This is a genomic window from Halodesulfurarchaeum sp. (assembly GCF_036626455.1).
Taxonomy (GTDB): Archaea; Halobacteriota; Halobacteria; order Halobacteriales; family Halobacteriaceae; genus Halodesulfurarchaeum.
The window spans coordinates 1-21,816 of record NZ_JAZKRK010000004.1; the positions used below are offsets into that span (position 1 = coordinate 1).

Sequence of the window (21,816 nt, forward strand, 5' to 3'; positions counted from 1 at the left end):
CTGGACCCATGACGGATTTTCCCCTCGCGGAGTCTGGGTTCGGAGCATTTGGCCCGATGAACCTTCCTTCGTTGGAGCGACGGCTACAGTGAACCAGTTCAGCGGTTTGGACGGTGACTGGAGGGGTGACCGGACCTTGCGTGTTGCCCATTGCAGAGGCGTGATAATCGATAGCCTACGCATTCGATCGGCGGAAATTGCGCACTGAGAGAAGCGCATGAGACCAAGTATGGATTGACAGTCCGAATCGTCACTGAACAGTGACCAATCGTGACCCAATAGCTGCGCTCGGGTTAGAAACCGCCGTTGGTTGTGTCGTTCATGCATCCTCAGCTTCGGAGGCATGGACCCACCAGCGAATTCGGCCGCCAGTCGACATCGAAACGAGAAGAACCCAGATCGCCAGGGCGGCGAACGGGTCAATAAACGCCACCACGGCAGCAATTACCGAACCGATGGCCAGGCCGCCCCAGGCATCAGCGCCGAGCAGTGATTCGGAGACGGCAGTCCCGATGACGGTAAATCCCCACGCGCCAAGCAACACGGCAACAGCGATCGCGATAACGATGCCAGACACGGCCCCAGGAACGCTCGGGAGAACGTTTTGCCCGACCTGATCACCCAGATAATAGCCGAAGAATCCCAGCATCGCGTGGGCGCCGAACCCGTAAAAGACCGCGACAGCAGGCCGTTCGATCGTGGCGGTTACGGAATCGGAGATAAGCGTCCGGTTCCGTACCAAAATGAGGGCCCCGATACCGAAAACGAAACCGAAGGCGGCCACGCTTCGAATCCAGGACGGTTGGTCCATAACTTCGAGAAACTGGCCGCTCTGGAGGGGCCGTAGTGCCAACGCCGTTCCGCCGTGAGTCATCAACGTACCCCATATGCCAGCGGCCAGGACCGATGTTCCGGTCATGATACTGGTATGCGAAACGGACCCAAGAAAGTCTGTCGCTTGAGGGACAGCCCACCGACTGAGATTCGCAAATCTTCTCGAACAGTTCCGGGACGAGTCGGTGAAGGGACGAACTGCCACAAAACTTTAACCCTTGGTCCAAAATAACCCGCTACATGCTCGGTCCAATCGACAAACGCACCCTCAAACGAGGTATGCCAGGGCTCATCATCCTGCTTTTCCTCATCGCTGTCTTACTCCTGGTACTCGGAGAAATGTTGGCGGCCGGACTCGTCTTCTTCGTCCTGACTTTCGTCATTTTCTATCGAGAGACGAGACTGTAAACTACTCCACCCTACTCGCTCACTCCGTGAGGCCGGAATCTCCGCCTGGAAAGGGCGAACAGACGATGTGAAAAAACCGCCACTTCCGACCGCCTTGACTTACGGATTCTGGCTAACTACCATCACGGGGAGGTCAGTGACCCGTACGACCTTTTCGGCCGTACTTCCAAGCAAGCCGCCCAAGGATCCGCGGAACGCAGAGCCCATGACGATAGCGTCTATGTCCTCTTCATCAGCGTACTCCATAATTTCTTTGGGAATGTTCGGTCCAATCTCCGTCTCTTGCACGACCTCCACGCCTACTTCCTCCCCCATGTCGGCCACCTCTTGGGTTTGGTTTTTCCCATAGGCCTCAGCGTCATCCATTTGCCCCTCCAGGGATTCACGATTCCAGGGATTGGTGGCCTCTTCGATGACAAAAAGCGTGTGAACCGTTGCATCAAGTTCCGCCGCCAAGTCGACTCCGTGTTCGGCACCGCGCATTGCGCTTGTGCTCCCGTCAGTCGGGATTAGTATGGTATCATACATTACACCTATTCGTTAGGTACGGCCATTCATAAAACTAATTGTAGATGGTACACACCGTTCTACTCCTGTTCTCTCAGGGACTGGCTATCTAAGGTGCCACTAATTGTCGGTACTTTATCCAGCACGACCCGGATGAGAGATTTGTTGCCACCTTCCTCCCGGTACAGCGTTCGGCTCAATCCGACCATCGCCACGACCGTGAGGACTGCAAACGGACCGCCCGTAAAGACCGCAAGCGATTGGAGACTCGATGCGCCACCCACGAGGAGCACCGCGATAGCGACCCCACCCTGGAAAACGCCCCAAAAGCCGATCGCCCACCGAGTCGGCGCGACGCCTGGGCGACTGGCCAAAATCGCGACAATGAGGGTTGACGTGTCCGCCGAGGTCGAGATGAACACGACGATGAGCGCGAGAAAGACGAAGATCATCAGTTGACTGAGCGGGAGCGCCGAAAGAATCGGGAACGCTGCCACAGCTTCCGACCCTCCCCATTCCCCGATAGTGCCGAGGATGTTCGCTTGGCCCAGATGTTGAACGTGCAACGCCGTCCCACCGAACAGCAGGAACCACACGATTGCCGCGGCGGAGGTAGCAACAACGCCCGTAAACACGACCGTCCTGATCCGTCTCCCTTTCGAAAGCGCGGCAAGGAAAAGGCCCGCAAATGGGGCCCAGGAGAACCACCAGACCCAGTTCCAGACGGTCCAGTTCGAGACCCACTCCGGGCCACTGTATAGGCTCAGGGGAACGAAATTGATCGCATAACTGCCCAGCGCGGCAGAGCCCTGCTCCACGACGGACGTGAACGGCCCGACCACAGCCAACATACCGGCGAAAACGAAAAAGAGGAGAATATTGATCCCCGCGATCCGCCTGATTCCCCGATTGACGCCGGTCGAGGCCGAGAGAATAAAGATCGTCGACAGACCCCCGACGAAAAGAATCGGGCCCATATCACCCATTTCGACCCCCCACTGATAGGTGATACCGGTGAGAAACTGTTGGCTCACGAGGGCCACCGAGGTGGCAATCCCACCAATCGTCGCGAAAATAGCCATGACGTCGACGAACTTACCCCAGATCGAATCCAGTCCATCGACTCCGAGAAACGGGGTCAGAATCGTCGAGACCCGTAATGGAGCCCCTTTTTCGTAGACGAAATACGCAATCGGGAGACCGATGACGACGTAGGCGGTCCACGCTGAAATACCCCAGTGAAACAGGGAGTACGTCAATGCTGATTGTATCGCAGCCTCCGATTGCGGGGCGACGTCGAAAAACGGCGGGGGCGTTTGGTAGTGAAAGAGCGCCTCTGCAGGGCCCCAGAAGATGATCCCGGCCGCGATTCCGGCCGTAAAGAAGAGGGTGAAATACGTCGGATAGGTGTAGGCCGGTGTCGCATCGGGGCCGCCCAAGATGATCTCCCCCCAGGGACCCAACAGCAGATAGCCGGCGAACACGACCGAGAGGAGCATGATCCCCAAAAAGAGCAGGCCTAACTCGTTCAGCAAGAAGGCTTGTACCGTAGTCACAGCGGTTAACGCCTGGTCCGGGATGAAGACCTGAAGCCCGAAAAACAGGGTGAAAACACCGATAACGACCGCGAAGGACCACTTATCCTGATTATGGAAAAATCCCTGAATCGTGTCGCGAAACGAGAGCCGTCGAACCTTCAATAAATAATCAGCCCCCGTCAGTTCACTTTCCTCGTCGATTTTCCCAGGGAGGACAGCCACGTACCCGAGGCCTGATCCGAAAAAGACGAGTGAGACGACAAGCCAGACCTTGCCGGCCATCAGTGAGCCGACGATGTTGGGGAAGAAAAACGCCGAGATGACGATTGCTCCAGACACCAGAAAAATTGGAACCAGCACTTTGGCCAGACCGCGTTCCAAAGGGCTAGTTTGGTGAATTGCCATGGTCGAAATCAAGGTACGGGGTACCAAAGAAGTACCGACGAAACCGCCCGTAGGTTGGCCGAAACCGTCCCAAAGGCGAGTGAATACTCTCCCGGTCTCACTCCATGTTTTCGTCGATCCGTTCGAACAGTGACTCCGGTGAGGATTTGCCAAGCACTGATTGACCCAATAGCCGACCGCCGATTGCCTGTGGGCTGACGACCTCGTCGGCTCCGACGGCCTCTAATTTGTCGAGATGCCCCGCCTCGTTCCCAGTGGCCACGATCCGAATATCCGGATCCACTCGCCTGGCCGTCAGGACGGCGAGGACGTTGTCCGCGTCGTCTTCCGTCGCAACCACGACGCCCTTTGCCGCTTCGATGTTCGCGTCTCTTATCGACGATTCGTCGGTCGGATCGGCCTGGAGAATCGTCACTTCTTCACCGTATTCCCTCGCGACGTCTTCATCCTCAGTGACCAATCCCACGTCGACATCCCCTTCCAGTTCCTCTAAGAGCGATTCCGTCACGTCGCTGTATCCAAGGACGATGATGTGGTCCTCGAAGAGTTTGAGTTCTGATCCTGTCATTTTTCCAAAGGCCGAGGCCATGCGTGACTCGATCGCCGGGACAATCAACGAGCCGATCGCCACGGTAAACGCACCTGTTCCGAAGATGATGACCGACAAGGAGAACCATTTTGCCGTCGGCGTCGTCGGCGTCATATCCCCGTATCCCACCGTCGCAACGGTGACGATCACGTAGTAGACGGCATCGCCCCAGGTTTCCAGGGTGACGTATTCATTGCGTAACGTGTAGGCCCCGACAGTGCCATAGACCCCCACAAGCACCACCGAGGAGAGGGATGCGATCTGCAGCGGCGTCACTTCAATGGGCTGGTCGAATTTCTCACGATTGAGCAGTAAAAGCGGCAGGGTAATCAACAACACGAGCAGGAGGGGAATATCGGTATTTTGGAAGGAAACCAGGGGCAGAACCGCCACGAGTGGGAGGACCACGATTGTCACGAGCAAGCCAAGACGCTTTCGGCGTCGAAGGGCGGCAGTCAGTACAGCGAAGACGAACGCGAAGAGAACGCCGACGAATTGAATGGCAGGCGGGAGGGGAAGGACAGTGGCGAGGGGGCCTTCCAACGACTGTGCCGGTTGGCTGATATGGGAGAGCCCGACAACGAAGGAAAGAACCGCTAAAACCCCGACGAGACCGGTCGCCGTCTTCGCGCCAGTAAACTCCCCCCAATGCACGAACGTGACCCGATCCGTGTGATAGAACAGGCGCTCGAGGGCATCATCCGACTCCCGCTCCTGATCGTCACCCGGTCCCATACCGTCAAAAACCCCATCCCAGCTATATAAATGTCCACCGCTGGTTCGGGGCGTGCACTCGAGCCTCAATGAGTGAATCATGAAAATATCCCTGGTCACCCCAGCCATATCCTCAGCCAGATCATCTGCATCACCGTACTGCGGTGGTCAAGGCGCAGGCAAACCGGCTGAGTACACCGGCAGGGCCGACTGGCACCACCGTTCAAATCGGAAGATTTGGGCGAAAGTGCGGAATGAGTGCCTACCGACGAGTCGCGCGAGTCGCTTTGACGGCCGCCAGGTTCTCAGCCACGTCATGCACTCGGAGCGCCGCGGCACCTCGCTCGGCCGCCATCGCGGAAGCGGCCACGGTCGGCATGAGTCGATCCCCATCCGCATAGCCAATTCCGGCAAAAAGTGACTTGTGGGAGTGTGCGAACAGGATCGGGAGCCCCAGGCCGGTCAGTTCGTGGAGCCGGTCGAGGAGTTCAAAGTTCTCCGCCGCCGTTTTCCCGAAGCCGATCCCAGGATCAAGAATGAGCCGATCGCGATCAATCCCGGCCCGTTCGGCCAGGCGGACCCGCTCGTGAAGGTCGCTGATGACGTCGGCGACGACGTCGTCGTAGGGAATTTCGGCATCGGGCTGGACCGGCGTGTTGATGCTATGCATCAAGATGACTGGCACATCATGCTCCGCAACGACGGCCCGCATCGCCGGATCCTCGAGGCCGTCCTGATCGTTGATGATGTCCGCGCCGGCCTCGAGGGCCGCTTCTGCGACCTCGGCTTTGCGGGTATCCACGGAGATCGGAACCTCGAGATCCTGCAAGCCCTCGAGCACGGGGACGATCCGCCCGATCTCCTGCTGGATTTCCACGGGATCGGCCCCTGGCCGGGTGCTTTCGCCGCCGACGTCGATGATGTCGGCCCCTTCTTCGACCAATCGCTCGGCTCGCTCGACCGCCTGAGTCACCTCGTTGTACTCGCCGCCGTCGTGGAACGAATCCGGGGTAATGTTAAGAATTCCCATGAGAGCCGGGGTTCGGTCGGGATTGGCCCCCGGCAAGTCAATTGGGGTTGGTTCGAGTGCCTCGCGGAGGCCCCCCGGAAGTGTCGGGCAGTTCTGGCGGGATTCGAGCGCGTCGGCGAGTTCGGTAACCGTTTTCCGAGTGCCAGCAAGCAACACGTCGACAAAGCGGGCCGCCTCGACCAGCGCCGAAATGTGGCACGTGCCGCCCAGGCGTTCCATCTCGCTTTTGACCACCCGGGCGCAGGCCCGTGGGAGGCGAGTTCGAAGAGTGGTGTGTCGCCGTGCTTCTGAGTCACCGGGGAGCCACGCCGCGTCGAGTTCCGCCACTGGGACCGTGCCGTCCGCTTCCGGCGCCAAACGGGCGTCTGTCGGGATAACAGTTCGTGTCCAACGCTGTCGGGCGTCGGCCACGGTATAAAGCGATCCGGCGACGACCACCAGGTCATCCGGTTCCGCCCGTTCGATCGCCCGATCGACGCTGTCGAGAACGGATTCGACCGGCGTCACTGACCCCACACCGGCCGCCTCGAAGGCCTTAGCGAGGACCTGTTCGTCCTCGGCTCGCTTCGTGTCCGGATGACAGGTGAAGACGTGATCGGGGCGCGGAAGCGCCTCGATCATCCCCGGCTGGTCTTTGTCGTGCATCGCCCCGAAGACGAGATACAAATTCTCGTACTCCAGATCCCGGAGGAGGTGGCCGAGCTGACGACTTGCGTCCGGATTGTGAGCGCCATCTAAGAGCACTGTCGGCTCCCGCTCCATCACCTCGAACCGGCCGGGCCACTCGGCTTTGCGAAGGCCTCGGGCGATCGTCCCACTGTCGAGATCTGTTATTTGACCGGCCAATCCCACAGCGACGCCGGCATTGCGAGCCTGATGCCCGCCAAGATGTGGGATGTCGGCTTCGAGATCCCAGCCGGCGCCTCGAAACGCGATTGACTGGGAACGGAGTCCGTTCCGGCCACGCGATTCGACTTCGATATCGCTTCCATCGTCCCCGACTGTCACAAGGGCCGTCTGCTCCCGCAGCGTCTCGTAAACGTTGTCAGCAGCAGTCACGAGGGGGCCTTCCTCGGGCGCGACGTGGACTTTATCCCTGGCAATCTCTTCGACCGTGTCGCCGAGAACGTCGGTATGTTCCAGGGAGACGTTCGTCACGGCACTCGTGACTGGCGAAATCACGCTCGTCGAGTCGTATCGGCCGCCGATTCCTACTTCGAGAATACCGATGTCGACGTCACGCCGGTCGAAATACCAGATCGCGAGCGCCGTCACCGCCTCGAAGTGGGTCAATGGCTCCGAGCGGGCGGCGCCGCTGTCAATCGACTCCCGATGGGACGTGACAAACTCGGTCACCACGTTCTTCGGGATCTGGCGCCCGTTGACCTGGATCCGTTCGCGGAACTGATCGAGTTCTGGAGAGGTGTACAATCCGACGCTGAGTCCGGCCTCCCGAAGGATCGAATCTAGCATCCGGGCCGTGCTGCCCTTGCCGTTCGATCCCGCGACCTGCACGAAATCTGGTCCCTTGTGGGGTGAGCCGGCCCCCTTGAGGAACCGTCGGGTATCGTCAGTTCCGAGGTCGGTCCGGAACCGCCGCAGATCGAGGAGGTACGACGCCGCCTCGCTGTAGTGCATACGCCGGTGTTGGAGAACCGCTCGCTTTAACGTACCGGAGACCTGGGACGCCCGTTCGGGCTGCGGCGTGGAAGAGCCGTTTTGGCGGGGGAAGCGTTTCAGCTGGGCTCTCCACTGTCACCGCCATCGAAGCAGGCGACTGGGCCCCCGACTCCCGGGGATCTGGCCAGGACGATTCCTCACTCGGAGCGCCATCCTCGGTTGTGGATGCACGTATTGCACCCGAGGAGTCGATGGCATACGGGGCCTGTGGTGGCCGAGTCGTACGCAACCCCCTCGGCGACCGTCCCGGAAAAGACGTATTCGAGCCGGACGAGATACCCACCGACCGCCAATTCCGCCACACGTTCGCCGGTGAGCCGGAACCCGTACTCGACGAGATACGGCTCTGCAGCGTCGATCTCTCGATTGCGCCGATAGGCACGATCGAACGCCGCGACGAACGCTCGGACCTTCGCCTCGTCCAGTGGCCACGATGGAGGATCCGGAGAGGCGATTGGCTGGATCGCATTTGTCGCCTCCGGAGACGCCGGTTCAGGCCGAGAGACGTCCGCGCAGTCGACGGCAAGTGGCCGGTCCGTCCCGGAAGCCGGTCGGATCGGAACGCCGTCACCGAGACAGACGGCAAGTCCGGTACCAACGGCCGTCCCGGTCGCAAAAAGAACCGGTCGTCTGTCCATACCCCCAATGCAGGTCGGCGAATAGAACGCCTTCGCATCTCTCAAAGTCGGGGTTAATCGACGGCCAAGGTCTGGACAAGCTTAACCCGTGGCCGGTTCGCAGGACATCCATGGACGTGGGCATCATCACTGTCGGCGACGAACTCCTCGCCGGCGAAACCGAGAACACGAATGCGGCCTGGTTGGCCCGTCAGATCACCCGGCTGGGTGGCCACGTCAAAGAAATCCTGACGATCGGCGACAACCGGGAATTGATCGCCGATCGGGTGGCACAACGGGCAGCGCGGTTCGACCGCGTGATCGTTACCGGTGGACTAGGAGGAACGCCAGATGACCTGACAATGAAAGCGGTGGCCGAAGGCCTCGACCGGGACCTCGAAATAGACCCGGACGCGCGGGAGGCCGCAAAAGCCTCCTCCAAGGCCTTCGTCGAAAGCCATCCGGACCTCGCTGAGAAGTACGACCTGGGCCTCGACGTCGACCGAGTTGCCGAGACGATCGCCGGCGGCCGTGTCATCAAGAACCCCGAGGGGTTAGCTCAGGGCTGTGCCGTGGAAAACGTGTACGTGCTCCCGGGGGTACCAAGCGAATTGAAAGGAACGTTCGAGCAGGTCGCTGGTGAGTTCGAGGGCGACGTTCGTGTCGAAACAAGATACACTGACGCACCGGAAGGAGTCCTGGCGACCCACCTCGGAACTGTCGAGGACCGATTCGCGGTCCGGGCCGGTAGCTATCCTGGAGAACGGGCTGATCGAAACCGGGTTCGCATTACCGGAGACACTGAGACGGCCGTCGAGCGAGCCGTCGACTGGCTCGGTGAGCGGGTAACCCTCGAAGCTGAGCCGGAAAACGGGGCGTGACCAACCACACCCCGTTCGACGAACTTGAACGCCGGCTTCGTTCGAGCACCAGGCAGATCCGGAAACCCAGCATCTTCGTCGAGGACCGGGGCGGTATCAGTCCGAACGAGGAGTTCGATTGTCGCTGCAGGTCCCGCCAATCGACCCACCGAGTTCGCTTTGCCCCACCTTGGTCCATCCGACACTAGTGGCCCACTCGAGCAATTATACGCGCTCAGCTCCTCGATTCGTCTCACCCGGAACGGTCAAAATGGGTTCGGCTGTTGGGTTTCTAGACCTTCTCGCCCCAAGCCTCGTGCGATTTGATCTCCTCCTGAACCGGCGGGAGGTCCTCCTCGTCCTCGACGCCGAGAGCTTCGAGGACCTCCTGTCGTGTCTGCCGGTCCGTCGTTTCTACATCACCCGGCTCGGCAAGTTTGAACTCAGTGTTCGTGCGGCCGCCGAGGAGACTGGAAACCTCGACATCCTCATCGACCTTCGGTACTGCCTGATACGTGGCAAGGAACTCGACGAGTTCGTGCCGGCCCGCCTCCATCGCTTCACGGAGTTCGTTTTGCACCACCATGACATGTGAATATCCCGACGTATGAATATTAAAACCCCTATATTTCCAAATATATTATAGCTATCCGCCCCAAACGGGCCGGGTTTCTTCATATACAACAGAACGACCCCTATTCTGGCGGCATAACACAACCAATCTTGACGTAGACAAATTTAAGTTGTAATGCGCGGTTGGTTCATTCATGCCTTCATCACGAAAACTACTCGCCGTGGCCATGGCCCTGGTATTGGTGACAACCGGAGCTGTCGGCGTCATGGGGAGTGTCACCGCACAGAGCGAGACGACTGACTGTTCGTTCCCGCTCACGGTCACCGATGCGACGGGGGAAGAGGTAGAGATCGAAGAACCACCCGAATCGGTCGTCACGCTCGCCCCGAGCGCGGCCCAGACGATGTGGGAGATCGGCGCACAGGAGCAAGTAGTTGGGATCTCCGACCGGGGCACATACCTCGAAGGCGCCGATGACAAGACGATCGTTTCCGGCGAGGAAGGGTTCGTGAGCACGGAAACGGTGATCGCCGAAGAGCCCGATCTCGTACTGGCTCCCGATATCATTAACGACGATAAAGTAACGCAACTCCGCGAGGCGGGTCTCACCGTTTACAACTTCGACGCCGCGACGTCGATGGAGGACATCGTCGAGAAGACCAGACTAACAGGTCAAATCACTAATAGTTGTGAGGGTGCTGACGCACGTGCCGATGAAATGGAAAACTCGCTCGAAATCGTCCGAACGGCCGTCGAAGGTGAGGATCGCCCGACCGTGCTGTACCTGCTCGGTGGCGAGTTCACGGCCGGTAGTGGGACATTCATCAACGGCGTCATTGAAACGGCCGGCGGGACGAACATCGCTGCTGAAGCTGGGATCGAAGGCTACGCGCAAATTAGCCGCGAAGTCGTCGCCAACGAAAGTCCAGAATACCTCGTCGTGAGCAACGAAGCACCGGAAGTGGTGCCCAACGCACCGGCGTACAACAACACCGACGCCGTGCAAAACGACCAGATCATCACCGTCAACGCGAACTACTTGAACCAGCCTGCGCCCCGAACTATCCAGGTCGTCGAGGACTTCGCAAGCGAATGGCATCCTGATGCCTACGAGTCGGCCGCAGCGAGTCTCAGCGAGGACACCACGGTCACAACGACAGCGACGGACGCGCCCGGATTTGGTATGATCACCGCGCTCCTCGCACTCGTGGGGACCGTGTTCCTTACCCGTCGAGATTGACCTGAGAACCGACCGGGTTTCCGGTGATCGACCGGCCGACTGATATACCCCGAATGAAAACCCCGAAAACGAAATGGCTCCGATAGGTGCCCTCGCGGTCGGCGTCGCGTTTGTACTGGACGCCGTGGTGGGGGAACCCCCCGAGTCGGTGCATCCAGTCGCCCAACTTGGTCAGGTTATCGGGGCCCTCGACCACAACTTCTCGCGACCCGGTATCGTCGGGACGGTCATTGCCGTCCTGCTACCGCTGGCATTCGCCGTTCTGGCAGGCGGCTCGGTCTGGCTGCTCGGCCACGTGAACCCACTTCTGGCCGGTCTCTTTGGCGGCCTCATCCTCTTCACGATGCTGAGTCTCGATATGCTCACTGGATTGACGAGCCGCGTGATCGACGCGACAGAAACTGATCCGGAACAGGCAAAACAGGACGTTATCGGGCTCGTCGGCAGAAACACTGAATCACTCTCACCGGCTGAACTCCGGAGTGCGGCCGTCGAAAGCCTGGCCGAAAACCTCGCAGACGGGCTCGTCGGCCCGTTACTGGCGTTTGCCATCGGCAGCCTCGTGTCGCTCCCAGTCGCGGTGGGAACCGCAGCCTGGGTGAAGGGTGTGAACACGCTCGATTCGATGCTGGGCTATCCTGATCGTCCACTTGGAACTGCCAGTGCACGGCTTGACGACGTCGTCGAGTGGGTCCCCGCGCGGCTCAGCGCGGCCCTCATCGCCGTCGCTGCAGTCGATCCGTTGGCCCTCTCCCGCGCTCAAGCGTGGGTCGGTGAGCCCCAGTCGCCGAATTCGGGGTGGCCGATGGCGGCCATGGCGGCCACACTCGATATCCGACTTCGAAAACCCGACGCTTACGATCTCAATCCGACCGCATCGTTCCCCTCACTCGACCGCGCTCACGAGGCCGTCCAGGTCGGCACCCGGGCGGGCATCCTCGCCTTCGTTCTGGCCGGGGTGATCGCATGGTTCTAAGTGCATTTCGAGGAGCACTCGGGTTCTTGACGACCCTGCCAGTTGGGCATTCGAAGGCTGCCTGGGAGGCCTTCGCCACCTGCCCTGTCGTGATGGTGCCGGTGGGCTACGTCCTTGGTGCACTCCTCTCGCTCCCGCTCGTGTTCGGACTCCCCGATGCTATCGTCGGGTTCACCTTCGTACTCGGCGTCGGACTCTTCGCAGGTATCAACAATTTCGACGGGTTGCTTGATGTGGCCGATGGCGTCGCGACCCACGGCAACCCGGAAGCCGCCCGTGCGGCGATGAAAGACAGTGCAATCGGGGTCGGAGCCGTCCTGGCCCTCGGCGTGGTACTCCTGGGCCTGTTCGCCGTGGGCTTCACGCTTTCCGGCTCCGCCCCACGAGTCCTCGGCACCGTCGTCGCCGCCGAAGTCGGGGCCAAACTCGGGATGGTCACAGTCCTGGCCCGCGGGACGGCCAGTCACGAGGGATTGGGCTCCGCACTTTCGAGCAATGCAACCATCTGGACGCTCCCGCTTGGCGTCTTGCTTGCTCTCCCAGCAGCCCTCCTGACGCTCCCGCATCCTGCCGGTGCGGTTGCCGTGACCGTCGGAGTAACGACTGGCGTGGTGGTCGAACGGTGGGCCCGCGACCGACTCGGAGGCATCAATGGTGACGTACTGGGCGCCACCAACGAAATCGCCAGGCTCGCGGCGCTCCTCGCGGGGGTGATCGCATGGACGCTCTGGTGATGTGTGGCGGGCAGGGCTCCAGGCTCGAGTTCGAGGGCGAGAAGCCACAGTACGAAATCGCGGGACAACCGATGATCGATCGTGTTATCGACGCCCTGGAAGCCAGTACCGTCGACCAGGTCTCTGCGGTCGGGTCCCCTCAAGTGCCAGAGACACGCGCTCACGTCGATATCCCGGTCATCGAGGGCACCGGTGATGGGTACGTCGCCGACCTGTCCCTGGCCCTCGAGCAGGTCGAGCAGCCGGTTCTCACTCTCGGTGCGGACCTTCCGCTACTCGATGGGCCGGCGATCGACTGGGTCCTTGATGCATACGACACTGGCTCCGCCATGGTCGCGGTCCCTGTCGAGCGCAAAACCGAACTCGGCGTGTCCATTGACTCGACGAGTGAGTACCAAGGGACCATCGTGACCCCGACCGGCGTCAACGTCGTCGGCGACCCCGAACCCGAAGACACACTCATGACCACCGACCCCAAATTCGCTGTCAACGTGAATCGACCCAGAGATGCCTGGATCGCAACTGTGTTAGCGGGGAGCAATGGACCGAGATAGCGTCGGTCGCGTGGAGCGGGTCCCCCACGGGAGCGAGCCGAACGCTTCCGGGATCGATTTTAGTGCCAACATCAACCCTAAAACCCCACCAAGCGTGCAGGCTGTTTATGAGTCGGCGTTCGAAGACTCGAAAGCCTACCCATCGGATACCGCCCCGGGCTATCGGCTGGCGGCAAGCGAATACGTCGACGTCGAACCCGGTCAAATCGTGCCCACACCGGGCGGATTGGCCGCGGTCAGACTCGCATTATCGGTGACGGTCGGCCCCGGGGACACGGTACTCGTTCCGTCCCCGAGTTTCGGTGAGTACGCCAGGGAAGTCCGACTGCAGGGCGCCGAGCCGGAGTTCGTCCCCCACGACGAACTGCTCGAGACCGATCCTGACTCCCACGCACTCGCGATCGTCTGTAATCCCAATAACCCAACTGGCGAGGCCGCCGACCCAGATGCCCTCCGTGACTTTGTGGAGCGAAGCCAGGCTGGGGACACCACCGTCCTCGTCGACGAGGCCTTCCTCGGCTTCTCAGAAAAACCGACAATTGCCGGGACGGAGGGCGTGATTGTCGCCCGGTCGCTGACGAAACTCTTTGGCCTCCCAGGACTCCGCGCCGGGTTCGCCGTCGCGAAAGGGGACCTCCTAGAACGACTCGATCGAGCCCGAATAACCTGGAACATCGGCGTCCCGGCGATGCAGGTGGGTGCCCAGGCAATGCGAGCGTCGGAGTTCATTCAAGAAACCAGAGAGCGCGTCTCCCGAGAGCGGGGCCAAATGCGGGCCAGACTCGAATCGCGGTTCTCGGTCCACGAATCAGACGCCCCCTTCCTGCTGCTCGAAGTGGATGGCTCCGTAACCGAACTGCTCGAGCGGGCCCGTGAGCGAGAGGTAATCCTCCGAGACGCCCGAACCTTCAGAGGGCTCGATTCTCACGTGCGGGTTGCCGTCCGGCGGCCGTCGGAGAACCGCCGACTTGAGGAGGTGCTCGAACGTGTTTGAGACGACGATTCAGGACGACGTTCTGCAGGTCCAGTCCTCGGGTGCACGATGGTTGCTCACTGGCTGGAGCGGAGGGTACACTGACAGTAAGACGGTCTACAACATTTCGGTTCCGGAGGGGTGGGATCGGACTGACCTGGCCACCTATTCGAACGAACGACGCGACGCCGCCGGTTTCGAGACCGATGGACCGGCGCTGTTGACCGGAGTCGACATGCAACACGCCGCCGGCGCAACGATCGATGGCGTTCGGGCAGTCGCTACCGTCGGCCTCTCGAACCCGGCCGCACTGCCCCTTGACCCGGATGGAACTGATCCAGAGGGATTGGTACCCGGGGAGGCCCCTGCGACGGGGACAGTCAACCTCATAGTGGGGACGGAAAGAGCCCTTGGAGACGGGACCCTGGGGACACTACTGGGAGTCACCGTCGAAGCGAAGACGGCCACGCTCCAGCAACTAACTGGGTTTACAGGAACCACGTCAGACGCCGTCGCCGTCGGTACCGATCCGGCGGGGCAGGCGGTTTCGTTTGCAGGCAGTGCAACCGACGTCGGTGACGCCACCCGGACCGCAGTTCGAGAGGCGCTCACGCGGAGTTTCGCGTCCCGATTTGCGGACTCGGAGCCGCCAGTGTCCGTCCCGGAGGCCGACACCGGAATCGTGACCAGCCGAATTGCGACGCCATTCGACCCATGACCAGCGCACGTGACGGAACAACCAGGGCAACAACGATTCTCGTCGCTGGAACGGCCAGTCACGTCGGAAAATCAGTTGTGACGGCGGGAATCGCCCGGTTGCTGGCAAATCAGGACGTGGCCGTCGCCCCGTTCAAGGCCCAGAACATGAGCAATAATGCCCGAGTGGTTGTCTCTCCGGACCGGGACGCAGAGGCGAAGGACCACGATGTTGGGGCCGAATGGGGCGAAATCGGTGTCTCTCAATACGTTCAGGCGCGCGCCGCGGACGCAACTCCCACAACGGACATGAATCCCGTGCTCCTCAAACCTCGGGGCAACGGCGAGAGTCAGTTGGTCATTCACGGGCAGGCCACCGAACACTTCGAACCTGGCACCTACTACGACGTGCACTGGGAGACCGCCCGCGAGGCCGCGATCGCGTCCCACCGACGACTCGAGGCTGAATACGACGTTCTCATTGCGGAAGGCGCTGGTAGCATCGCGGAAATCAACCTGCTGGATCGGGACCTGGCCAACATCGAGACGGCGCGTTTCGCCGATGCCGAGATCGTTCTGGTCGGCGACATCGAACGGGGCGGCGTCTTCGCGAGTCTCTACGGGACCCTCGAACTGATGCCGGCTGATGTCCGGAACCAGGTGGCCGGCATCGTCATCAACAAGTTCCGCGGATCGAAGGCAGTCCTCGAACCAGGGATCGAAGAGTTCGAGTCGATGACAGGGGTCCCGATCCTCGGTGTGCTGCCGGCCGAAGATCCAGGGCTTCCCGAGGAGGATAGCGTCTCGCTCCCGGCCGAGGGTGAACACACTGTCTTCGGGGGTGAGGATGGCATCTCAGAGACCAGATCCGTCCATGTGGCCGTGCCACGCATCCCGTTCATTTCGAATTTTACCGACCTCGAACCGTTGGCCGCAGAACCCGGCGTTCGAGTGCACTACATTCCGCTCACAACCGAATTGGCGGAGTACGACGCGGTCGTGCTCCCGGGGTCGAAAAACACCGTCGACGACCTGCTCGCCCTCCGAGACGCGGACTTTGGCCCGAAGATTCGGGCCTTCGACGGCCCCGTCGTGGGGATCTGTGGCGGCTACCAGATGCTTGGGGATCGGATCGAAAACGCGGGGATCGAGAGCACGGCCGTTGAGGGAACTGTGCCGGGACTCGGAGTACTCCCAGTGAGCACGACCTTCTCGGCCGAAAAAGCGGTTTCCCGGACCACATGTGAGGTGGAGGGTTCTGGCCCAATTGTTGATGCCGACGGGACCGCTTCGGGGTACGAGATACACATGGGGGATGCGAGATTTCTGAAGCCTGTGGCCCACCCGCTCGAAGAGACAAGTGCGCACCAGGAAGCGGTCCTTGGCACATATCTCCACGGCCTCTTCGAGAACCAGTCGGTCAGGGACGCATTCGTAGGGACACTCTTCGAACGGGCCCAAGAGTCGGCTCCGGAGCAATCGGACCGTGCTGGGTCACCCTACGAACGTGCAGCAGCCCTCCTCGAGACACATCTCGAACTAAAAGCGGTTACCGGGTTGTGGGCCCACCTCGGATCTCAGTAGCCCTCAGAACAGGTGTTTGGTCGAGGCTTCGACGCCACCACCGACCTGCCAGACTCGGGTCGAAATTCCCTGTGCTTCGATGGCCTGGCGAACGGTCTCGACGTGCGCAGCCGTGGTGTTGAGATAGGCCGTCGCCCCGGTGTCCGCGGAGAAATAGACCGACACGCCACGGTCCCGCAGCTCTCGGGCCGTTTCCAGTACCGCAAGGGTCTCGGGGCGCCAGTAGAGCCAGTTTTCGGGGCCGGTCATCGTGACCCCCAACAGTTCGATCGACTCCCGTTCGGCGATGGCAAACGTCCCATCGAACTCACCCTGTCGAATGGCCCGCCGGAGGTCCGAAGCGGTCCCGTGTACCCCTGCCAACCGGGCCTCGTAGTACGGGGAGTCCGGTGTGGTCGCATGGGCCCGGGACGTGTACTTCCGCTCCGGAAGCGAGGCGATCACGATGCGAACGTCGTCGTCGAACCCGGCTGGAATGGGGGCAGCGACACTATCCTGTGGTGCAGATGCCGTTCGGAGATGAGCGAACCCACCCACAACACTTCTGGCCGCCGACGCCGCTCCCCGTCTGGCGAGTCGGGAAAGTTCGTCCCGACTGGGTTCGAGGCCCGCTGCTGAAGCCCCAGCCGTGGCCAGCGCGGCATATGCCGATGCGGACGCACCAAGTCCGACGTTGGACTCGAAGGTGTTCTCCGAGACCACTCGGGCTCCTGAATCGATTCCTGCCTGGTCCCGAACGAGACCGAGCACCTCCCCGACACGATCAGCGCCCTCCTTATCGATCGGTTCGCCGTCGACCGTGACCGAATCCTGATCGTGACCGAACTCGACCGTGGTCGTGGTCCGTGAGGGCGCCGTACAGACCGAAATCGAGTCGTGGGCCGGCACGTTCAGCTCCGGGTCCCGAAACCCGTGATATTTCAACAGGCCCTGGATCGGATGGGCGACGGCGGTCCCCTTCATTACCTGTCGGAGTGGTTTGACCACCGAACAATAACCACTTCCGGTCTGCTGTCCCGACAGACCAGTACCCACCATGAGTACCGTTATCAGCATTGGCCCCCTTCGTAGAGTATGAGCATTCTCGTCACCGGCGCGACCGGATTCGTCGGGGGGTATTTGGTAACTGACCTCCTCGAACACGACTACGACGTCCGGGCATTGACACGAGACCGTGAGGCGGGCCAAGAACGACTCGATTCTCGGATCGAAGTCCGAGAAGGCGACGTCCTTGAACCGGACACACTCGGTGGTGTTTTCGAGGATGTCGACGTCGCGTTCTATCTCATCCATTCGCTTGGTATCGGTGATGAGTTCGAGGAACGGGACAAACGGGCGGCACAGAATTTCGCCGACGCAGCCAGTGAAGCCGGGGTCGACCGCGTGATCTACCTCGGTGGGTTAGGCGAAACTGGCCCCGACCTTTCACCGCACCTGCGCTCGCGACGGGAAGTCGAAGAAGTCCTTCGAACCGGGTCGTACGACCTGACGAGTTTCCGAGCTGCCATCATCGTCGGGGCCGGGAGCGCGAGTTTCGAGATGGTTCGCCAGATGGTCTCCCGCCTTCCGGTAATGATCACGCCCCAATGGGTCCGGACGCCGTCCCAGCCAATCGGCATCGACGACGTCACTGAATACCTCCGCCGTGCCATCGAAACCCCCGAAACTAGGGGCGAAACACTCGAAATCGGCGGCCCAGAAGTCCTCTCCTACCAGGAAATGATGGAACGGACCGCTGCGACGATGGGGCAGCGACTGTACATCATCCCTGTCCCGGTCCTCTCCCCAAAAATCTCGGTCTACTGGATCGACCTGGTTACTGACACCCCGAAACACATCTCCCATCCGCTGATCGAGGGACTCAAGAATCCGGTCGTGGTGCGGGACCACCTTGCAGAGGAACTGCTCCCGATGGAACGCACACCGTTCGACGATGCCGTCGAAAAGGCCATCGCTGCGGAATGAACCACGACCGTCCTCCGGGGGAGCGTGAATGGGTCTACGAAAGCATCGTCAGAAGCGTCCCAGGCGTCAACACATCCCGCCGAGTCGCCGTCGCTGTCCAGTTCCTGGGCTTCGAACTTGTCGTGTTGCTTCTTGGGTGGTATCACGGACTTCCGAAAGCCGCACTTGCCGGAACGATCGGGGTCGTCGTCTCCGTTGCAGGGAGCGTGTTCATGCTCCGGCTCTCCAAGGGCTTTCGAACGGGGACCGAGCCTCGGGCATATCTAGAACTGTTACATGGTTCGCGGATCGAAATCGTCCTCGGGCTCGTCTCGTTCGTCCTCCTGATCGTTTACGCGTTTGTGTATGACCCGCAGGGCCAGGGGCCACAACTTGTCACGGATCTTCTGGGCAGCCAACCGCCGCTTCTGTTCAGTGCAGTCCTCCTGTTCATCGGTTGGGACGTGGCCTACCGAATTGGGGTCGGGTGGTGGGCCTGTGTAACCGGGTTCTGGCGCTCCGTTCGATTCGGTGAAGACCTTCCGAAAGAGACCCGCCGCCGGTTCGCTCGACTGGACGCCATAACGATCGTTTTTGCCTCACTGCAACTGCTCATCGTCCCGGTTCTCTCCGGCCATCCGATACTCCAGGCGGCTGTACTGGGTCACGTGGTCGCGGTCGGGGTCGTTTCCGGAGCCTCGATTGCCCTCCTTCGTCGCTGACATGGATCCAAGGCTAACGATCATAGGGACTCGCGCTCGAAGGTGTAATTGATGAAGCGTCGATGGTCCCAACTCCTGTTTTTTGCAGTCCTCGTCTTGGTCTTCGGGCTGGTGGTGGGTGGGCCACTGAGCGATGTTAGCAGGTACGGTGAGACGGGTGTGAACAGCACGGATTCGGTAACCGTCACCTTCGTGGGGTCGGACGGAGTCGAGTTAGGCCAGATTACCGGGCCGATCGCGGATACCTGGACCGAGCGGCGCACCGGTTTGAGCGACACCGAATCGCTGGACCCGAACGAGGGGATGGTTTTTGTTTACGAGGACGAAGGGACCCGGGCCTTCGTGATGCGGAACATGTCCTTCCCGCTTGACATCATTTTCGTGGGCGAGGACGGGCAGATCACCGCGATCTATCATGCGGCGGCGGATGCTGACCGCCACTTCAGCGCCCAGGCCAGGTGGGTGATCGAAGTAAACCAAGGGTATACCGACACGCACAACGTCAGCGTCGGAGATGAAGTGCAAGGATTGCCCCGTTGATGCGAGGTTGGAAACGGTTGGTGAGGATTTCGCGAGTCATTGAAGACGATTGAGCGAAACAAGGAGAAAGTTTGGAGACGATTGGGCGGAACACGGGGATTCACCAATGTTTTTGAACGAACCCAGCCCCAGATAAAAACATGGCCCACCCCGCCGGCGATGACGACCCCTTCGAGGACGTCCGGGAACAGGCGTCAAACCCGATGGGGCGGCTGTTCATCGGCTACGGTCGCGGGTATGTCTCGTACTTCCTGGTGGGCGTGGTCACGAGTATTTTCGCCCGACTGTTGGACCTCCTTCCACCGGTGTTACTCGGGATTGCGATCGACTCCGTGTTCCGCGACGACGTTCCATTTGACGCCCGACTACCGTTCTCGTGGCTTCCGGAAGCCTGGCTTCCGGTCACTCCGGAAGGGAAATTCTGGTTCACGGTTGGGGTCATCGGGCTGAGCTTCGGCAGCGCGGCGATCTTCCACTGGATGCGCAACTGGGGCTGGAACTCGTTCGCACAAAAGATCCAGCACGACGTGCGGACCGATACGTACGACGAAATGCAGCGGTTGGACATGGGGTTTTTCGCCGACAAACAGACGGGAGAGTTGATGTCGATCCTCTCGAACGACGTGAATCGACTGGAGCGGTTCCTGAACGAAGGGATGAACGGCGCGTTGCGGCTCGGGGTGATGGTGCTGGGCATCGGCGGCGTGCTCTTTGCCCTCAACTGGCAACTCGCGCTCGTCGCGTTGCTGCCGGTCCCGCTGATCGCGGGGTTTACGTACGTCTTCGTCCAGCTGATCCAGCCGAAATACGCGACTGTTCGCTCCTCCGTCGGGACGTTGAACTCCCGACTGGAGAACAACCTCGGTGGGATTTCGGTCATCAAAAGTGCAAACACCGAAGTCTACGAATCCGAGCGGGTCGAGGACGTCTCGATGGAGTACTACGACGCCAACTGGGACGCCATTCGGACTCGGATCACCTTCTTCCCCGGCCTGCGGCTGCTGGCGGGCATCGGCTTCGTGATCACCTTCACAGTGGGCGGCCTGTGGGTCTTCCGAGGCGCCGCACCGGGCCCGTTCTCGGGGACCCTTCAGGTGGGGAGTTTTGTCACGTTCATCCTCCTCACCCAGCGGTTCATCTGGCCGATGGCCCAGTTCGGACAGATCATCAACATGTACCAGCGTGCGCGGGCCTCGGCTGAACGGATCTTCGGGCTGATGGACGAGCCGAGTAAGATCCCCGACGATCCGGAGGCCCCAGCACTCGAGGTCACTGACGGGGAGGTCGTCTTCGACTCGGTTACCTTCGGTTACGAGGAGGAGTCCATCGTCGAGGCACTCTCCTTCCGGGCCGGAACCGGCGACACGGTGGCGCTCGTCGGTCCCACAGGGGCAGGCAAATCGACCGCACTCAAGTTGCTTCTCCGGATGTACGACGTCGATGAGGGTGCCATCCGTATCGACGGCCAGGACGTGCGGGAGGTCTCCCGGTCAGGTCTGCGAGAACACATCGGGTACGTGAGTCAGGACACGTTCCTGTTCTACGGGACGGTCATGGAGAACATCAGTTACGGTTCCCAAGACGCCACGGAGGGCGAGATCATCGAGGCGGCGAAGGCTGCCCGGGCCCACAAGTTCATCGAAGAACTGCCTGATGGCTATGACACCAAAGTGGGTGAGCGGGGGGTCAAACTCTCGGGTGGACAGCGCCAGCGGGTTGCAATTGCCCGGGCGATCCTCGCGGACCCCGAGATTCTGATCCTCGACGAGGCGACCTCCGACGTCGATACCGAGACCGAGATGCTCATCCAGCGGAGTTTGCAGGAACTCACCGAAAACCGGACGACCTTCGCGATCGCCCATCGCCTTTCGACGGTCAAAGACGCGGACACAATCGTCGTGCTCGACGAAGGCAAAATTGTCGAGAAAGGGACCCACGAGGAGCTCCTCGAAGCGGACGGGCTCTATGCGAACCTCTGGGGAGTGCAAGCCGGGGAAATCGAGGACTTGCCGGAGACCTTCGTGGAACGGGCTCGCGAGCGGTTGATCGACGGCGAACCGGTCCTGGAAGACTAAGCCACCAATCGAGCTCCGAAAG

Annotated in this window: 21 protein-coding genes; 13 read left to right on the forward strand and 8 right to left on the reverse strand. The window is 60.8% G+C overall.

Going from position 1 to position 21,816, the window contains the following annotated elements:
- Window positions 1-319: 319 nt before the first annotated feature.
- Window positions 320-919, reverse strand: coding sequence for a hypothetical protein (locus V5A26_RS02095; protein WP_332321375.1), 600 nt, complete (start codon window positions 917-919; stop codon window positions 320-322).
- 155 nt (window positions 920-1,074) lie between these two features.
- On the opposite strand from V5A26_RS02095, the gene V5A26_RS02100 reads away from it, so the two are divergent.
- On the forward strand, window positions 1,075-1,242 hold the full coding sequence (locus V5A26_RS02100; RefSeq protein ID WP_332321376.1) for a hypothetical protein: 168 nt from the start codon (window positions 1,075-1,077) through the stop codon (window positions 1,240-1,242).
- A gap of 99 nt (window positions 1,243-1,341) precedes the next feature.
- On the opposite strand, the gene V5A26_RS02105 is transcribed toward V5A26_RS02100, so the two are convergent.
- From V5A26_RS02105 to V5A26_RS02125, 5 genes are all read right to left on the reverse strand, one after another.
- A complete protein-coding gene (locus V5A26_RS02105; RefSeq protein ID WP_332321377.1) occupies window positions 1,342-1,770 on the reverse strand; it encodes a universal stress protein in 429 nt (142 codons plus the stop codon).
- Between the two features lie 59 nt (window positions 1,771-1,829).
- Window positions 1,830-3,692, reverse strand: a complete 1,863-nt coding sequence (locus tag V5A26_RS02110; protein ID WP_332321378.1) for a BCCT family transporter — start codon at window positions 3,690-3,692, stop codon at window positions 1,830-1,832.
- A 97-nt stretch (window positions 3,693-3,789) separates the two neighbouring features.
- On the reverse strand, window positions 3,790-5,016 hold the full coding sequence (locus tag V5A26_RS02115; RefSeq protein WP_332321379.1) for an NAD-binding protein: 1,227 nt from the start codon (window positions 5,014-5,016) through the stop codon (window positions 3,790-3,792).
- Window positions 5,017-5,257: 241 nt separating this feature from the next.
- Window positions 5,258-7,663, reverse strand: a complete 2,406-nt coding sequence (folP, locus tag V5A26_RS02120) for a dihydropteroate synthase (RefSeq protein ID WP_332321380.1) — start codon at window positions 7,661-7,663, stop codon at window positions 5,258-5,260.
- 179 nt (window positions 7,664-7,842) lie between these two features.
- Window positions 7,843-8,343: a hypothetical protein gene (locus V5A26_RS02125; protein WP_332321381.1), complete on the reverse strand. Its 501-nt coding sequence runs from the start codon at window positions 8,341-8,343 to the stop codon at window positions 7,843-7,845.
- 110 nt (window positions 8,344-8,453) lie between these two features.
- Here V5A26_RS02125 and V5A26_RS02130 point away from each other — a divergent pair, with 110 nt between their 5' ends.
- Window positions 8,454-9,203, forward strand: a complete 750-nt coding sequence (locus tag V5A26_RS02130; RefSeq protein WP_332321382.1) for a competence/damage-inducible protein A — start codon at window positions 8,454-8,456, stop codon at window positions 9,201-9,203.
- A 271-nt stretch (window positions 9,204-9,474) separates the two neighbouring features.
- Here the strand turns inward: V5A26_RS02130 and V5A26_RS02135 are convergent, their stop codons facing one another.
- Window positions 9,475-9,768 carry a hypothetical protein gene (locus V5A26_RS02135; RefSeq protein WP_332321383.1) on the reverse strand — a complete coding sequence of 98 codons (294 nt, stop codon included), beginning with the start codon at window positions 9,766-9,768 and terminating at the stop codon, window positions 9,475-9,477.
- Between the two features lie 181 nt (window positions 9,769-9,949).
- Between V5A26_RS02135 and V5A26_RS02140 the strand changes: the two genes are divergently transcribed.
- From V5A26_RS02140 to V5A26_RS02170, 7 genes are all read left to right on the forward strand, one after another.
- Window positions 9,950-10,996 carry a PGF-CTERM-anchored ABC transporter substrate-binding protein gene (locus V5A26_RS02140; RefSeq protein ID WP_332322194.1) on the forward strand — a complete coding sequence of 349 codons (1,047 nt, stop codon included), beginning with the start codon at window positions 9,950-9,952 and terminating at the stop codon, window positions 10,994-10,996.
- 73 nt (window positions 10,997-11,069) lie between these two features.
- A complete protein-coding gene (gene cbiB, locus V5A26_RS02145; protein WP_332320733.1) occupies window positions 11,070-11,972 on the forward strand; it encodes an adenosylcobinamide-phosphate synthase CbiB in 903 nt (300 codons plus the stop codon).
- Entirely contained in the window at window positions 11,963-12,706 is a 744-nt protein-coding gene (gene cobS / locus V5A26_RS02150; RefSeq protein ID WP_332320734.1) for an adenosylcobinamide-GDP ribazoletransferase, read from the forward strand. The genes cbiB and cobS overlap by 10 nt, the downstream gene beginning before the upstream one ends.
- Window positions 12,691-13,260 (forward strand): NTP transferase domain-containing protein, encoded by a 570-nt coding sequence (locus V5A26_RS02155; protein ID WP_332320735.1) that lies wholly within the window; start codon window positions 12,691-12,693, stop codon window positions 13,258-13,260. The genes cobS and V5A26_RS02155 overlap by 16 nt, the downstream gene beginning before the upstream one ends.
- Window positions 13,247-14,254 carry a threonine-phosphate decarboxylase gene (locus V5A26_RS02160; RefSeq protein WP_332320736.1) on the forward strand — a complete coding sequence of 336 codons (1,008 nt, stop codon included), beginning with the start codon at window positions 13,247-13,249 and terminating at the stop codon, window positions 14,252-14,254. Before V5A26_RS02155 ends, V5A26_RS02160 begins: the two co-directional genes overlap by 14 nt.
- Window positions 14,247-14,951 carry an adenosylcobinamide amidohydrolase gene (locus tag V5A26_RS02165; protein WP_332320737.1) on the forward strand — a complete coding sequence of 235 codons (705 nt, stop codon included), beginning with the start codon at window positions 14,247-14,249 and terminating at the stop codon, window positions 14,949-14,951. Before V5A26_RS02160 ends, V5A26_RS02165 begins: the two co-directional genes overlap by 8 nt.
- Window positions 14,948-16,513, forward strand: coding sequence for a cobyric acid synthase (locus V5A26_RS02170; protein WP_332320738.1), 1,566 nt, complete (start codon window positions 14,948-14,950; stop codon window positions 16,511-16,513). The genes V5A26_RS02165 and V5A26_RS02170 overlap by 4 nt, the downstream gene beginning before the upstream one ends.
- A 3-nt stretch (window positions 16,514-16,516) precedes the next feature.
- On the opposite strand, the gene V5A26_RS02175 is transcribed toward V5A26_RS02170, so the two are convergent.
- Entirely contained in the window at window positions 16,517-17,476 is a 960-nt protein-coding gene (locus V5A26_RS02175) for a GHMP family kinase ATP-binding protein (RefSeq protein ID WP_332320739.1), read from the reverse strand.
- Between the two features lie 111 nt (window positions 17,477-17,587).
- On the opposite strand from V5A26_RS02175, the gene V5A26_RS02180 reads away from it, so the two are divergent.
- The 4 genes from V5A26_RS02180 to V5A26_RS02195 all read left to right on the forward strand — a co-directional run bounded on the left by V5A26_RS02180 (window position 17,588) and on the right by V5A26_RS02195 (window position 21,794).
- Entirely contained in the window at window positions 17,588-18,478 is an 891-nt protein-coding gene (locus tag V5A26_RS02180) for an NAD(P)H-binding protein (protein ID WP_332320740.1), read from the forward strand.
- Window positions 18,475-19,179 (forward strand): DUF7530 family protein, encoded by a 705-nt coding sequence (locus V5A26_RS02185; RefSeq protein ID WP_332320741.1) that lies wholly within the window; start codon window positions 18,475-18,477, stop codon window positions 19,177-19,179. Before V5A26_RS02180 ends, V5A26_RS02185 begins: the two co-directional genes overlap by 4 nt.
- A gap of 51 nt (window positions 19,180-19,230) precedes the next feature.
- Window positions 19,231-19,719: a DUF192 domain-containing protein gene (locus V5A26_RS02190; RefSeq protein ID WP_332320742.1), complete on the forward strand. Its 489-nt coding sequence runs from the start codon at window positions 19,231-19,233 to the stop codon at window positions 19,717-19,719.
- 140 nt (window positions 19,720-19,859) lie between these two features.
- Window positions 19,860-21,794 (forward strand): ABC transporter ATP-binding protein, encoded by a 1,935-nt coding sequence (locus tag V5A26_RS02195; protein WP_332320743.1) that lies wholly within the window; start codon window positions 19,860-19,862, stop codon window positions 21,792-21,794.
- Window positions 21,795-21,816 lie beyond the last annotated feature (22 nt).